The sequence below is a fragment of the Lysobacter xanthus genome, assembly GCF_047159895.1.
In genome coordinates this window covers 26,728-40,048 of the sequence record NZ_BAAGAB020000020.1, presented here as the reverse complement: position 1 = coordinate 40,048, position 13,321 = coordinate 26,728, and the positions used below count along the sequence as shown (strand labels likewise).

The window sequence follows — 13,321 nt, the reverse complement described above, 5'->3', positions numbered from 1 at the left end:
AATCCCGACGACGACGCCGCCTTCCTGCGTGCCGTGCCTCCGGCACGAAGTCCAGCGCCGCGGAATTGATGCAGTAACGCAGCCCCGTCGGCGGCGGGCCGTCCGGGAACACGTGGCCGAGGTGCGATTCGCAGCGCGCGCACTTCACCTCGACGCGCCGCATGCCGTGGGCCGTGTCCTCGTGCTCGGTGACGGCCTCCGGCGTCGCCGGCCGCACGTAGCTCGGCCACCCGCTCCCGGAGTCGTACTTGTCGACGGACAGGAACAGGCCTTCGCCGCAGGCGACGCAGGTGTAGGTGCCCGCGGCCTTGTGGTTCCAGAACTGTCCCGTGAACGCGCGCTCGGTGGCCGAGCATCGGCAGACCGCGTACTGCTCCGGGGTCAGCCGGCTCCGCCATTCCTCGTCGCTGCGTGCCGGCGGCGTGTCCTGCCTGTCGTCCGAACTCATGTCGCCTCCACTGGTTGGGCCCGATCCTGCCGCGTTGCCGCCCCGTCGGGGATACGGCAAGCTAACCGCCCGATGGCCTGAACGCCATTCATTACCGACGGATGCCCCGCGTGCGCAAGACTCTCCGCCTGCTCCCGTTATCGCTGTGCATCGCCCTCGCCCTTCCGGCGATGGCCGCCGAGGACGGGGAGGACTGGAGCCTGTGTCCGCTGCGCGACGCGGTGCCCGCCTTCGACGGCGTGGCGACCTCGACGGACGGCAATTCGAAGACGCGCGTGCAGCAGCCCACCGACATCGAGGGCGATGCGCTCGAGGGTTCGGAGAACGCCGACACGCTCGTGCAGGGCAATGTCCAGCTGCGGCGCGGCGACCAGTTCCTCGGCACCGACCGGCTCGTCTACAACCAGACCACCGGCAACTACAAGGCCGACGGCAGCGTGCGGTACCAGGATTCGGGCATGCGTATCGTCGCCAAGAGCGCCGAGGGCAACCAGGACACCGACACGCACACCATCAGCGACCTCGACTACCAGCTCATGCGCCGGCGCGGCAACGGCGGCGCCGAGAAGATCACGCTGAAGGACGACACCGGCGCGCTGTACGGCGCAACCTACTCGACGTGCGATCCCGGCCAGCGTGCTTGGGAACTGCGCGCGCGAGAAATCGACATCGACATGGCGAAGGGTCGCGGCGTCGCGCGCAACGCCACGCTGCGCATCGGCCGCGTGCCGGTGCTCTACGTGCCGTACTTCCCCTTCCCGACCGACGATCGCCGCCAGACCGGCCTGCTGTATCCGTCGATCTCGAGCTCGAGCCGCAACGGTTTCGACTGGCGCCAGCCGATCTATCTGAACCTCGCGCCAAACTACGACGCCACGCTCTATCCGCGCATCATGAGCAAGCGCGGCGTGCAGCTCGGCGGCGAGTTCCGCTGGCTGTACGGACAGGGCAACGGCACGGTTTACGGCGCCTGGATGCCGAAGGACGACCTGCCCGGTCGCCGCCCGGACCGCTACCTCAACGACATCGCCGGCAACCCGATCCCGGGCGCGACGCTCCCGGAGAACAACCGCGGGCAGTTCGGCCTGAACGCGCTGCACAACATCAACGGTGCCTGGTACGCGCGCGCCAACCTCGGCTGGGTCAGCGACACCCATTACCTCGAGGACTTCAGCAACAGCCTGTACGGCGTCTCGAACTACTTCGTCACCAGCGATGTCCGCGTCGTCGGCAACGGGCGCTATTGGAACGCCGGCGTTTCCGCCGACCACTACCAGCTGGCCGACTACACGCTCAGCGAGGCGAACCTGCCGTACGACCGGCTGCCGCGCGTCTGGGGCCATTGGGCGCAACCGTTCGGTCGCATCCTCGAAGCCGGCGCGGACAGCGAACTCGTCCACTTCCGCCATGCCGACTACGACAACCAGACTGGCCAGTTCGACGGCTCGCGCTTCGACCTGAAGCCGTACGTCGCCGCGAACCTCGATGGCGCGAGCTGGTTCGTCCATCCGCGCCTGGCCTGGCGCTACACCGCCTGGCAGCTCGACGGCGCCTGGCGCGGCGTGCCCGGTTTCGACCGCACGTCGCGGACGCGCAGCCTGCCGATCGCGAGCGTCGACGCCGGCATGTACTTCGACCGCGAGACCGCATTCCGCGGCGAGCGCTACCTGCAGACGCTGGAGCCGCGCCTGTTCTACCTGCGCGTGCCCTACCGCGACCAGAACGGCATCCCGCTGTTCGACACCGGCCCGATGACGTTCAGCTGGGGCCAGCTGTTCCGCGACAACCGCTACAGCGGCCCCGACCGCCAGACCGACGCGAACCAGCTGACCATCGCCGCCACGACCCGCTTCATCGGCGAGTCCGACGGCCGCGAGCGGCTGGCGGTCAGCCTCGGCCAGATCCGCTACTTCGATTCCAGTCGCGTCTTCATTCCCGGTGCCGAGGCCCCTGTCGACCAGGGCAAGTCGGCGTGGGTGATCGACACCAGCTTCGCTCCGAGCGACCGATGGCTGATCAACGGTGCCTACCAGTGGGATCCGAAAATCCGCGGCCAGGACCTCGCAAGCCTGCGCGCGCGCTACCTCGTCGGTGACCGCGGCATCGTCAACCTCGGCTACCGCTACCGCCGCAACACCGCCTACAACCCGGCGGTGCCCGGCAGCGAGCCCGACCTGATCCGCCAGGTCGACCTCTCCTTCCTGTATCCGGTCACGGACAACTGGAGCATCGTCGGCCGGTATTACTACTCGCTGCTCGACCGCAAGCCGTTGGAGCAGATCGCCGGCGTCCAGTGGGAGAGCTGCTGCCTCGCGGTGCGCGCGGTGGCCCGCCGCTACCTGCGCGATCGCTCGGGCAACCTGAACAACGCTCTCCAAATCGAAGTTGAACTGAAGGGTCTGGGGTCGGCCGGGCAGAAGACGGAGCGCGTATTGCGCCGTGCTATTCTCGGTTACGACCGGGATGACCTGTATCTGGTCCCTCCGTCCACGGTGAGTACGCCCGTGACGACCGGCACCTCCACGACTCCAGACCCGACCCCATGAAGACATCCTCCCGCCCGGTGAAGACGCTGCTCGCGTGCCTGCTGTCCGCGACGCTGGCCGCGCCGCTTGCCGCGCCCCTGACCGCCGCCGCCCAGCAGCAGGCCCAGGAGCTCGACCGGATCGTGGCCGTCGTGAACGAGAACGTCGTTCTGCGCAGCGAGCTCGATCGCGCCATCGCGAACATCCGCAGCCAGTACGCCGGCAAGGAAGGCCAGCTCCCCCCGCTCGACGTGCTGCAGAAGCAGGTGCTCGAGCGCCTCGTGCTGAACCGCCTGCAGGTCGCGCGCGCCGAGGAGACCGGTATCCGCGTCAACGACGAGGAAGTCGACCAGGCCGTCGCCGGGATCGCCCAGCAGAACGGCTCGACGCCCGCGCAGCTGCGCGCGCGCGTCACCGCCGACGGGTCGACCTACGAGGAGTTCCGCACCTCGGTCCGCGAGGAGCTGATGCTGCAGCGCCTGCGCCAGCGCTTCGCGCAGGGCCGCATCAACGTGACCGATGCGGAGATCGACGCCGCGGTCGCGGCCACGGCCACCTCGGGCAAGCAGTACCACCTCGCCCACATCCTCGTGGCCCTGCCCGACGGCGCGACGCCCGAGCAGATCGCGACCGCGCAGAAGAAGGCCGAGGGCATCCGCGCCCTGCTCGACCGCGGCGAGATGGAATTCTCCGCCGCCGCGGTGCGCTACTCCGACAGCCCGAACGCCCTTGAAGGCGGCGACCTCGGCTGGCGCGGTGGCGACGAGATCCCGGCTGCGTTCGCCCGCCTCGTCCAGAATCTGCAGCCCGGCCAGGTCAGCGACCCGATCCGCGGCCCGAGCGGCTTCCAGCTGCTTCGTGTGGTCGAGGTCCGTGACGGCAGCAGCGCGCCGTCGCAGATGGTCACGCAGTACCACGGCCGCCACATCCTGATCCGCGTCGGCAACGGCAAGACGGACGACCAGGCGCGTGCGGAGGCCGAGACGCTGGCGGCCCGCCTCGCTGGCGGCGCCGACTTCGCCGAACTGGCGCGCTCGGGCTCGCAGGACCAGAACAGCGCCGGCAAGGGCGGCGACCTCGGCTGGTTCGCGGCCGAGGACTTCGGCCCGGAGTTCGGCGCGCAGGTCACGCTGCTGCAGGACAACCAGGTCTCCAAGCCGTTCCGCACGCAGGCCGGCTGGCACATCCTGCAGCGCCTCGAAACGCGCCAGGCCGATGCCGGGGCGCAGAGCCGCCGTGCGCAGGTCGCCGAGACGATCGGCCGCCGCAAGCTCGAGGACGAGTGGAACCGCTACCTGCGCGAGCTGCGCGGCGAGGCCTACGTCGACGTGCGCCTCGGCACGACCGCGGCCGCAGCCGCGACCCCGGCCGCCTCCGGCGGCTGACGTGATCCCACCCCGGCTCGCGCTGGTCCCGGGCGAGCCGGCCGGCGTCGGGCCGGAGCTGTGTGTCCGGCTGGCCCAGCGCCCGCGGGTGCACGCGCTCGTGGCTTACGCCGACGCCGGCGTGCTGGCCGACGCCGCCCGACGGCTCGGCCTTCCCCTCGACCTCGTCGCGCCGGACGCCCCGGATGCCTCTCGGGCCGGCGCGCTGGGCCTGGTGTCCGTCCCCGTCGCCCACGCCGCCATCCCCGGCCGGCTGGACGTCGCGAACGCGGCCTCCGTCATCGATGCGCTGACGCGCGCTGCCCGCGACTGCCTCGACGGCCGGCTCGATGGGCTGGTCACCGGCCCCGTGCACAAGGCGGTCGTCAACGAGGCCGGCATCGACTACACCGGCACCACCGAACTGCTCGCGCGACTGGCCGACTGCGAGGTGGTGATGATGCTCGGCCATGACGACCTTCGCGTCGCGCTCGTGACCACGCACCTGCCGCTGCGCGCGGTGCCCGATGCGATCACCGCCGCCGCGCTCGAGCGCACGCTGCGCATCGTCGATGCCGCGCTGCGACGCGACTTCGGCTTCGACGCGCCGCGCATCGCCGTGCTCGGCCTCAATCCCCATGCGGGCGAGGACGGCGTGCTGGGCCGCGAGGAGATCGAGGTGATCGCGCCCGCAATGGCGCGCCTGCGCGAAGCCGGCCTCGACCTCACCGGTCCGCTGCCCGCCGACACCGCCTTCCTCCCGGCGAAGCTCTCGGGCTTCGATGCGGTGATCGCGATGTACCACGACCAGGGTCTGCCGGTGCTCAAGTACAGCGGCTTCGAGCGCGCGGTGAACATCACCCTTGGTCTGCCCTATCCCCGCGTCGCGGTGGACCACGGCACCGCGCTCGACCTCGCCGGCACGGGGCGCGCCGATCCGTCGAGCCTGTTCGCCGCGGCCGACCTGTGCGCGCGACTCGCGGCGCATCGCCTCGCCGGCTGAGGCGTTCGCCGCCTCTGGCGGCGCATGCGGGATAATCCGTCGATGAGCAGCCGTCCGTTCACCGAACCGCCGAAGAAGAGCCTCGGCCAGCACTTCCTGCACGACCGCGGGATCATCTCGAACATCGTCCTGGCCGTGGATCCGCAGCCGGGCGATCGCCTCGTCGAGATCGGCCCGGGCCAGGGCGCGATCACCTTTCCGTTGCTCGATCGGCACGGCGAGCTCACCGTCATCGAATTCGATCGCGACCTCATCGCGCCGCTGACGCAGGCGGCGCACGCGCACGGCGCGCTGCAGGTGATCCATCGCGACGTCCTGCAGGTCGACTTCACCGAGCTCGCCGCGGGCGGCACGATCCGCCTCGTGGGCAACCTGCCGTACAACCTGTCGTCGCCGATCCTCTTCCACGCGCTCGACCACGCCGCCGTGGTGCGCGACATGCACTTCATGCTGCAGAAGGAAGTGGTCGACCGCATGGCGGCGGGCCCGGGTAGCAAGGTCTACGGGCGGCTCGGCGTGATGCTGCAGGCCTACTGCCGGGTTACGCCGCTGTTCGACGTGCCGCCGGGCGCGTTCCGGCCGCCGCCGAAGGTCGACTCGGCGGTCGTGCGGCTGGTGCCGAGGCCCGCCTCGGAGATCGCCGTTGCCGACCGCGCGATGTTCGCGAACGTCGTGCGCGATGCCTTCAGCCAGCGCCGCAAGACGCTGCGCAATGCGCTCTCGAAGATCTGCGACGCCGACGCCATCCGCGCCGCGGGCCTCGATCCGCAGCATCGCGCCGAACAGGTGCCGGTCGACGGTTTCGTGGTGCTCGCCAACGCGCTCGCACGCGACGCCGCGTGAAGGCACGCGGTTTCGCCTGCACGCCCCGGCACGTAAACTCCGGCGGATGAACGAACGCCATTCCCCCGCGATCGGCGTCGAGGTGCAGGCCCGCTACCTCGAGGACCAGTCCGAGCCCGAGCAGGACCGCTACGTCTTCGCCTACACCGTGCGCGTGCAGAACCGCGGCGCGGTCGCGGCGAAGCTGCTGGGCCGGCACTGGATCATCACCGACGCCCACGGCCAGATCCGCGAGGTCGACGGCGAAGGCGTGGTCGGCCAGCAGCCGCACCTCGAGCCCGGGCAGGCCTTCGAATACACCTCGGGCGCGGTGCTCGAAACCGACCTCGGCACCATGCGCGGCAGCTACCGCATGGAAGCCGAGGACGGCACGCGCTTCGAGGCGCCGATCCCCGCGTTCACGCTCGCCGTGCCGCGCACGCTGCACTGACCCGCGCATGACGGTCTGGGCCATCGGCGACCTCCAAGGCTGCTACGACGCGACGCAGCGCCTGCTCGAACGCATCGCCTTCGATTCCGCGAAGGACCGCCTGTGGTTCTGCGGCGATCTCGTCAACCGCGGCGGACAGTCGCTGGAGACGCTGCGCCTCGTGCATTCGCTGCGCGCGCACAGCGTCGTCGTGCTCGGCAACCACGACCTCTCGCTGCTCGCGATCGGCGAACGGCGCGAGGAGGAGCAGCGCAAGGTCAACACCGACCTGCAGCGCATCGTCACCGCACCCGATCGCGACGAACTGCTCGGCTGGCTGCGGCAGCAGAAGCTCATGCATGTCGACCGCGAGCTCGGCTGGGCGATGCTGCATGCGGGCATCGCGCCGAAGTGGACGATCGCGATGGCCGAGCGCCATGCGCGGGAAGTCGAGAAGGTGCTGCAGGGCGACCAGCATTCGCGCCTGCTCAAGCACATCTACGGCGACGCCCCGGCGTGGAATCCGCGCCTGGCAGGCATCGACCGCTGGCGCGCGATCATCAACATCTTCACCCGCATGCGCTATTGCAGCCCGCGCGGGCGGATCGCCTTCGAGGACAAGGGGCCGCCCGGCACGCAGCCGGCCGGCCTCTATCCATGGTTCTCGGTCCCCGGCCAGGCGACGCGCGACCTCAAGATCGTCTGCGGGCACTGGTCCGCGCTCGGGCTCTTCATCGGCCACGGCGTGCATGCGATCGACACGGGTGCCGTCTGGGGCGGCAAGCTCACCGCGCTGCGCCTCGACACCGAGGAACTGCAGCTCGTGCAGTCGCCCGGTCGCGACGTGCCGGCGCAGCCGCCGAAGCCGCGACCGCAGCCGCAGGGTCGCGACGGACGTCGCGATCGCGACCGCGGGCGTCGTCCCCGGCCGCAGGCGCCGACGCCCGCCGTCTGACGCACGCTCAGGCGCGCACGAGGTCCACGAAGTCGAACGACGCCGCATGCCGCGCATCGGCGGCATGGTGCTCGCGCGCGGCCTCGCGCCATGCGGCGACGTCGTACGCCGGGAAGTACGCGTCGGCGCGCTCGACGGCAGTGTCGACGCAAGTGAGATGAAGATGGGTCGCGATCGGCAGGGTCGCGGCGAACACGCCGCCGCCGCCGATCACCGCGAGCTCGTCCGCGTTTTCGGCATGCGCACGCTCGATCGCCTCGTCCACGCTGGCGACCGCCTGCATGCCCGCGAAGGGCACGCGCCCACTGCGCGTCAGCACGAGGTTGAGGCGGCCCGGCAACGCCCGACCGAGCGATTCGGCAGTGAGCCGTCCCATCAGGATGGGCTTGCCGAGCGTCAGGGCCTTGAAGCGTTTGAGATCGTCCGGCAGGTGCCAGGGCAGCGTGTTGTCGACGCCGATCGCGCGGTTGCGGTCCAGCGCGACGACGATCGAGATGCGCATCAGACGGCGACAGGCGCCTTGATCGCCGGATGCGGGTCGTAGCCTTCGATCGCGATGTCCTCGAAGCGGAAGCCGAACAGGTCGGTGACCTCGGGGTTCAGCACCAGCTTCGGCAAGGGGCGCGGCTCGCGCGTCAGCTGCTCGCGCGCCTGGTCGACGTGGTTGGAATACAGATGCGCATCGCCCAGCGTGTGCACGAAGTCGCCGACGCCGAGGCCGCAGACCTGCGCGACCATGTGCGTCAGCAGCGCGTAGCTCGCGATGTTGAACGGCACACCGAGGAAGATGTCGCCGCTGCGCTGGTAGAGCTGGCAGCTGAGCTTTCCGTCGGCCACGTAGAACTGGAACATCGTGTGGCACGGCATCAGCGCCATGCGCGGAAGGTCGGCGACATTCCAGGCGCTGACGATCAGCCGGCGCGAATCGGGATTGCGGCGGATCTCGTCGACGACCCACCTGATCTGGTCGATTTCCGAGCCGTCGCTGCCGGTCCAGCGGCGCCACTGCTTGCCGTACACCGGGCCGAGCTCGCCGTCCGCGTCGGCCCACTCGTCCCAGATGCTGACCTTGTTCTCGCGCAGGTAGGCGACGTTCGTCTCGCCGCGCAGGAACCACAGCAGCTCATGCACGATCGAGCGCAGGTGCAGCTTCTTGGTGGTGACGAGCGGGAAGCCTTCGGCGAGGTCGAAGCGCATCTGCCAGCCGAAGACGCTGCGCGTGCCGGTGCCGGTGCGGTCGGCCTTGACCGTGCCCTGTTCGAGCACGTGGCGCAGCAGGTCGAGATACGCGCGCATGTCAGTGCGCCGCCGCCGGCACGGGCTGCAGCGTCGGCTGCCGACGCGACCACCACAGCCAGACCAGGCCGACGAGGATCAGCGGCAGGCTCAGCACCTGGCCCATCGTCACCCAGCCGAACGCGAGGTAGCCGAGCTGCTGGTCGGGCTCGCGCACGAACTCGACCAGGAAGCGGAATGCGCCGTACAGCAGCGCGAACATGCCGCCGACCGCGTAGCGCGGGCGCGGACGGCTCGAGAACCACCACAGCACCGCCGCCATGACGATGCCCTCGAGCACCGCCTGGTACAGCTGCGAGGGATGGCGCGCGAACGCATCGAGCTGCCCGCTCGCATGGAGCTCGCGCAGCTTCTGCATCGGCATCGAGTCGTACGGCGCCTTCAGCGCGCGCGGGAAGATCACGCCCCAGCCGGCACCGGTCGGCTTGCCCCACAACTCGCCGCCGATGTAGTTGCCGAGCCGGCCGAAGCCGAGGCCCAGGGGCACGAGGGGCGCGACGAAGTCCATCGCGTCCATGTAGTGCAGGCGCTGGCGACGGCACCACAGCCAGATGCCGAGCATCACGCCGAGCAGGCCGCCGTGGAAGCTCATGCCGCCTTCCCAGATGCGCAGCAGCATCAGGGGGTTCTTCAGGAAATCCCCGAACGCGTAGAAGAGGATGTAGCCGATCCGCCCCCCGAGCACGACGCCGAGCATCCCGTAGAACAGCATGTCGCCGAAGCCCTGCTCGCTGATGCCGGGCAGGCGGCCGGCCTGTATGCGGCGACGGCCGAGCAGCCAGGCGGCGATGAAGCCGAGCATGTACATGACGCCGTACCAGTGCACCTGGACGGGCCCGAGGTGCAGGGCGATCGGGTCGATGTCGTGCAGGATCGTCATCAGGTCGGCCGACGCGGGAGCGGCCCGTATTGTCGCCGCTGCAGCGGCCGCCGTCATGCCTCAGAGCAGGTGCGGGCGATCGGGCAGCTCGTTGGTGTCGACGTAACCCTGCGGACGCGGGAAATCGCGCTCCATCAGGGCGGAGATCGCCTCGACGGCCCGCAGCACGCCCGCCTCGTGCTCGCCTGCGCGCATCGCGGCCTCCAGGTCGGCGCAGATGGTCGACCAGTCCTCGTCCGCCACGCGTCCATTGAAGCCGCGGTCGGCCACGATCTCGATCGCGCGGTCGGCGAGCAGCATGTAGACCAGCACGCCGTTGTTCGCCTCGGTGTCCCAGACGCGCAGGCGGGTGAAGACCTCCGCGGCGCGCTCGCGCGGGCGATGGTCGACGAGCGCGAGCCGCACCGGCAACGCGGCCTCGACGGCGAAGCAGACCTCGCCGGTGTGGCGGGCCTCGCTCGCCGCGATCGCCGCGGCGATGCGCTCGAGCGCATCGGGCGGGAACGTGCGGGCCGACGACGCGGCGAACAGGTGCCGGAGCGCACGCATCACCAGCTCCCCGAGGCGCCACCGCCTCCACTCATGCCGCCGCCACCGCCCCAGCCGCCACCGCCGCCGAAGCCACCACCGCCACCAAAGCCGCCGCCACCGAAGCCACCGCCCCAGAAGCCGCCGAGCCCCGCGTCGCGCGCGTAGCGCACGCGGCGCCCGCCGGCGAGGCCCATGAAGAAGCCGATCATGCCGCCGATCGCGCCGAACACGATGTTGGCGAGCAGCAGCGCGACGAAGCCGGCCGCGAGGCCACCGGCGATGCCGCGGAAGAACGCGGGCGTGCCGCCGAACAGGCCGCGCACGAAGCGCGCGACGAAGAAGGCGGCGATCAGCGCCAGCAGCGGATTACCGCCGCGTGCGGCCGACCGGGCGGCGCCCTCCGCGCGCGAGGAGGCCATCGGCGGCGGCAGGGCCTCGCCGTCCACCACCTGCGCGATGACGCGCGTCGCCTCCACCAGCCCGCCCGCGTAGTCGCCCTGCCGGAAGTGCGGCGTCATGTATTCGTTGATGACGCGGATGGCCGTGGCGTCGGGCAGCGCACCCTCCAGGCCGTACCCCACCTCGATGCGCGCGCGGCGGTCGTCCTTGGCGATCACGATCAGCACGCCGTCGTCGACCTTCTTGCGGCCGAGCCTGTACTGCTCGAACGCGCGCACGGCGTATTCCTCGATCTCCTCCGGCCGCGTGGTCGGCACCATCAGGATCTGCAGCTGCGCGCCCTTGCGCTGCTGGAGTTCGAGCGCCTGCTGCTCGAGCTGGCGTCGCCTCGCCGCGTCGAGCGTGCCCGTGGTGTCGACGACGGGGGACGTGAGCGGCGGGACCGGCGCGAAGCCGGCCGGCGTCTCGAGCACGGGCGCGGCAACCGGCGCCGGTGCGGGGACGGCCGTGGGGGCCGCGGGTGCGGCCGCAGGCGGCGCGGTCGCGATGGGCGCCGCGGGACCGAGCCCGCGCGGCGGGGTGCTGGGTGCGAGGACCTGCGCACCGGCCGCCAGCGCCGCGGTCAGCAGCGCGGCGGCCAGCCACGGTCGGAGACGCGCGTGCATCGTCGGGCGATCAGCCCTGCGGCGCGGTAGCCGGTGCCGGCGTGGCGGACGGCGCGGTCGACGGCTGCAGCGTGCCCGACGACGGCGCCGGCAACGCCTGCGGTGCGGGGGCGGCAGGCGCCTGCGTCGGCGCGGTGTTCACCGGCGGCGGCGTGCCGAAGTCGACGGTCGGTGCGCTCGAGATCTGCGCCTCGTTCTCCACCGCGAAGTTCGGCCGCACCTTGTAGCCGAACATCTTGGCCGTCAGGTTGGTCGGGAACTGGCGCAGGTAGGTGTTGTAGTCCTGCACGGTGGCGATGTAGCGCTGGCGCTCGACCGCGATGCGGTTCTCCGTGCCTTCCAGCTGCGCCTGCAGCTGCAGGAAGTTCTGGTCGGCCTTGAGCTGCGGATAGTTCTCGCTGACCACGAGCAGGCGGCCGATGGCGCTCTGCAACTGCGACTGCGCGGCCTGGAACTGCGCGAGCGAGTTCGGATCGTCCGCATTGACGTTGATGCTGCCGACGCGCGAGCGGGCCTCGGTCACCTCGGTCAGCACGCGCTCCTCGTGGCTCGCGTAGCCCTTCACCGTGGCGACGAGGTTCGGCACCAGGTCGGCACGACGCTTGTAGACGTTGAGCACCTGCGACCAGGCGGCATTCACCGCCTCGTCCTTCTGCTGGATGGTGTTGTAGCCGCAGCCGCTGAGCAGCGTGGCGAGCGTCAGCAGGAGCAGGGCGTGGAGCGTCTTGCGCATGGCGGGCCTCGGTCGTCGTCCGGCGTGGGCGGCAGGGCGTCATCCTGCCCCAAGCGGCAATAAATACGACGTGACGGGGCCCGGGCGCTACTCCGGGACGACGCGCCGCGCCGCGCGGCGACGGGCGGTCAGGTTGAGGATCTCGACCACGGCCGAGAACGCCATCGCGCCGTAGATGTAGCCCTTCGACAGGTGCAGGCCGAAGCCTTCGATGACGAGGTAGATGCCGACCAGCACGATGAAGGCGAGCGCCAGCATCTTGATCGTCGGGTTCTCGTCGATGAAGCGGCCGAGCGGCTTGGACGCGAGCAGCATCACCGCGACCGCCAGCAGGATCGCGCCGACCATCACCGCACGCTGGTTGGCCATGCCGACCGCAGCGATCACCGAGTCGAGCGAGAACACGATGTCGATCACCGCGATCTGCGCGATCACCATTCCGAACGCGGCTACCGGCTTGGTGTGCACGTCCGCTTCCTCGGGCTCGCCGACGATCAGGTCGCGGATCTCGCCGGTGCCCTTCACCAGCAGGAACAGGCCGCCGACGATGAGCACGAGGTCGCGCACGGAAATCCCGCGGCCGAGCACCGTGAACAGCGGATCGGTGAGCCCGGCGAGCCAGGCGAGCGTGAGCAGGAGCGCGATGCGGGTGATGCAGGCCACCGCGATGCCGAAGCGGCGTGCACGGTCGCGCTGGTGCGCGGGCAGCTTGCTGACGGCGATCGAGATGAAGACGAGGTTGTCGATGCCCAGCACGATCTCGATCGCGCTCAGGGTCACCAGCGTGATCCAGGTCTGGGGGTCGAGCAGCATCTCCATCACCGGGCGTCCGTCGTCATCGGGTCGCGCAGTTTACGCGGCCGGCGCCATCAGGCGGGGCAGCAGGATCGCGCCCCAGGTCAGCAGCACATTGAGCATCATCACGAAGACGGCGGCCGAGCCCATGTCCTTCGCGCGGCCGGCGAGCTCGTGGAATTCGGCGCCGTAGCGCTCGATCACCGCCTCGATCGCGGAATTGAGCAGCTCCACGGCCATCACCGCCAGCATCGAGCCCATCAGCAGCGCGCGCTCGACGCCGCCCTGCCCCAGCCACCAGGCCAGGGGCGCGAGCAGCACGAACAGCCAGACCTCGAGGCGGAACGAGGATTCGTGGATCCAGGCGGCGCGCAGGCCCTGCATCGACCACTTGGCCGCCTTCAGGATGCGCATCGGATGGCGAGGCAGGTGCCCGACGGTGTCGGCCATGGGAGTCGTCCCGGACGGTCGGCCC

The 13,321-nt window shown here is 70.5% G+C and carries 14 protein-coding genes and 1 pseudogene; 6 read left to right on the top strand and 9 right to left on the bottom strand.

What is annotated here, in order from left to right:
• The coding region (gene msrB, locus ACY35P_RS07415) for a peptide-methionine (R)-S-oxide reductase MsrB (protein ID WP_462115197.1) at positions 1-448 on the bottom strand (448 nt) is incomplete at its 3' end.
• Between the two features lie 110 nt (positions 449-558).
• Here msrB and lptD point away from each other — a divergent pair.
• The 6 genes from lptD to ACY35P_RS07385 are packed head-to-tail and all read left to right on the top strand — an operon-like array spanning position 559 to position 7,547.
• Positions 559-2,994: an LPS assembly protein LptD gene (gene lptD, locus ACY35P_RS07410; RefSeq protein WP_462115196.1), complete on the top strand. Its 2,436-nt coding sequence runs from the start codon at positions 559-561 to the stop codon at positions 2,992-2,994.
• Complete coding sequence (locus ACY35P_RS07405) at positions 2,991-4,358, top strand: peptidylprolyl isomerase (RefSeq protein WP_462115195.1); 1,368 nt, start codon at positions 2,991-2,993, stop codon at positions 4,356-4,358. The genes lptD and ACY35P_RS07405 overlap by 4 nt, the downstream gene beginning before the upstream one ends.
• A 1-nt stretch (position 4,359) precedes the next feature.
• Positions 4,360-5,340 (top strand): 4-hydroxythreonine-4-phosphate dehydrogenase PdxA, encoded by a 981-nt coding sequence (gene pdxA, locus ACY35P_RS07400; RefSeq protein WP_462115194.1) that lies wholly within the window; start codon positions 4,360-4,362, stop codon positions 5,338-5,340.
• 42 nt (positions 5,341-5,382) lie between these two features.
• Positions 5,383-6,183, top strand: coding sequence for a 16S rRNA (adenine(1518)-N(6)/adenine(1519)-N(6))-dimethyltransferase RsmA (gene rsmA / locus ACY35P_RS07395; RefSeq protein WP_462115193.1), 801 nt, complete (start codon positions 5,383-5,385; stop codon positions 6,181-6,183).
• 46 nt (positions 6,184-6,229) lie between these two features.
• On the top strand, positions 6,230-6,613 hold the full coding sequence (gene apaG, locus ACY35P_RS07390; RefSeq protein WP_462115192.1) for a Co2+/Mg2+ efflux protein ApaG: 384 nt from the start codon (positions 6,230-6,232) through the stop codon (positions 6,611-6,613).
• Positions 6,614-6,620: 7 nt separating this feature from the next.
• The gene (locus ACY35P_RS07385; protein WP_462115191.1) at positions 6,621-7,547 is read left to right on the top strand and encodes a symmetrical bis(5'-nucleosyl)-tetraphosphatase; all 927 of its coding nucleotides are present in this window, start codon (positions 6,621-6,623) and stop codon (positions 7,545-7,547) included.
• 7 nt (positions 7,548-7,554) lie between these two features.
• On the opposite strand, the gene ACY35P_RS07380 is transcribed toward ACY35P_RS07385, so the two are convergent.
• The 8 genes and pseudogenes from ACY35P_RS07380 to ACY35P_RS07345 all read right to left on the bottom strand — a co-directional run bounded on the left by ACY35P_RS07380 (position 7,555) and on the right by ACY35P_RS07345 (position 13,296).
• Complete coding sequence (locus ACY35P_RS07380) at positions 7,555-8,049, bottom strand: dihydrofolate reductase (RefSeq protein WP_462115190.1); 495 nt, start codon at positions 8,047-8,049, stop codon at positions 7,555-7,557.
• Positions 8,049-8,843 (bottom strand): thymidylate synthase, encoded by a 795-nt coding sequence (locus ACY35P_RS07375; RefSeq protein ID WP_462115189.1) that lies wholly within the window; start codon positions 8,841-8,843, stop codon positions 8,049-8,051. Before ACY35P_RS07375 ends, ACY35P_RS07380 begins: the two co-directional genes overlap by 1 nt.
• 1 nt (position 8,844) lies before the next feature.
• Positions 8,845-9,723, bottom strand: a complete 879-nt coding sequence (gene lgt / locus ACY35P_RS07370; RefSeq protein ID WP_462115188.1) for a prolipoprotein diacylglyceryl transferase — start codon at positions 9,721-9,723, stop codon at positions 8,845-8,847.
• A gap of 60 nt (positions 9,724-9,783) precedes the next feature.
• Positions 9,784-10,272 (bottom strand): TPM domain-containing protein, encoded by a 489-nt coding sequence (locus tag ACY35P_RS07365; RefSeq protein ID WP_462115187.1) that lies wholly within the window; start codon positions 10,270-10,272, stop codon positions 9,784-9,786.
• The gene (locus ACY35P_RS07360; RefSeq protein ID WP_462115186.1) at positions 10,272-11,318 is read right to left on the bottom strand and encodes a TPM domain-containing protein; all 1,047 of its coding nucleotides are present in this window, start codon (positions 11,316-11,318) and stop codon (positions 10,272-10,274) included. Before ACY35P_RS07360 ends, ACY35P_RS07365 begins: the two co-directional genes overlap by 1 nt.
• A 112-nt stretch (positions 11,319-11,430) precedes the next feature.
• Positions 11,431-12,051 (bottom strand): annotated as a pseudogene (locus tag ACY35P_RS07355) (LemA family protein); the annotation flags it as partial.
• 87 nt (positions 12,052-12,138) lie between these two features.
• Positions 12,139-12,870, bottom strand: a complete 732-nt coding sequence (locus tag ACY35P_RS07350; protein WP_462115185.1) for a TerC family protein — start codon at positions 12,868-12,870, stop codon at positions 12,139-12,141.
• Between the two features lie 33 nt (positions 12,871-12,903).
• Positions 12,904-13,296 carry a diacylglycerol kinase gene (locus tag ACY35P_RS07345; RefSeq protein WP_462115184.1) on the bottom strand — a complete coding sequence of 131 codons (393 nt, stop codon included), beginning with the start codon at positions 13,294-13,296 and terminating at the stop codon, positions 12,904-12,906.
• Between the last annotated feature and the right edge of the window lie 25 nt (positions 13,297-13,321).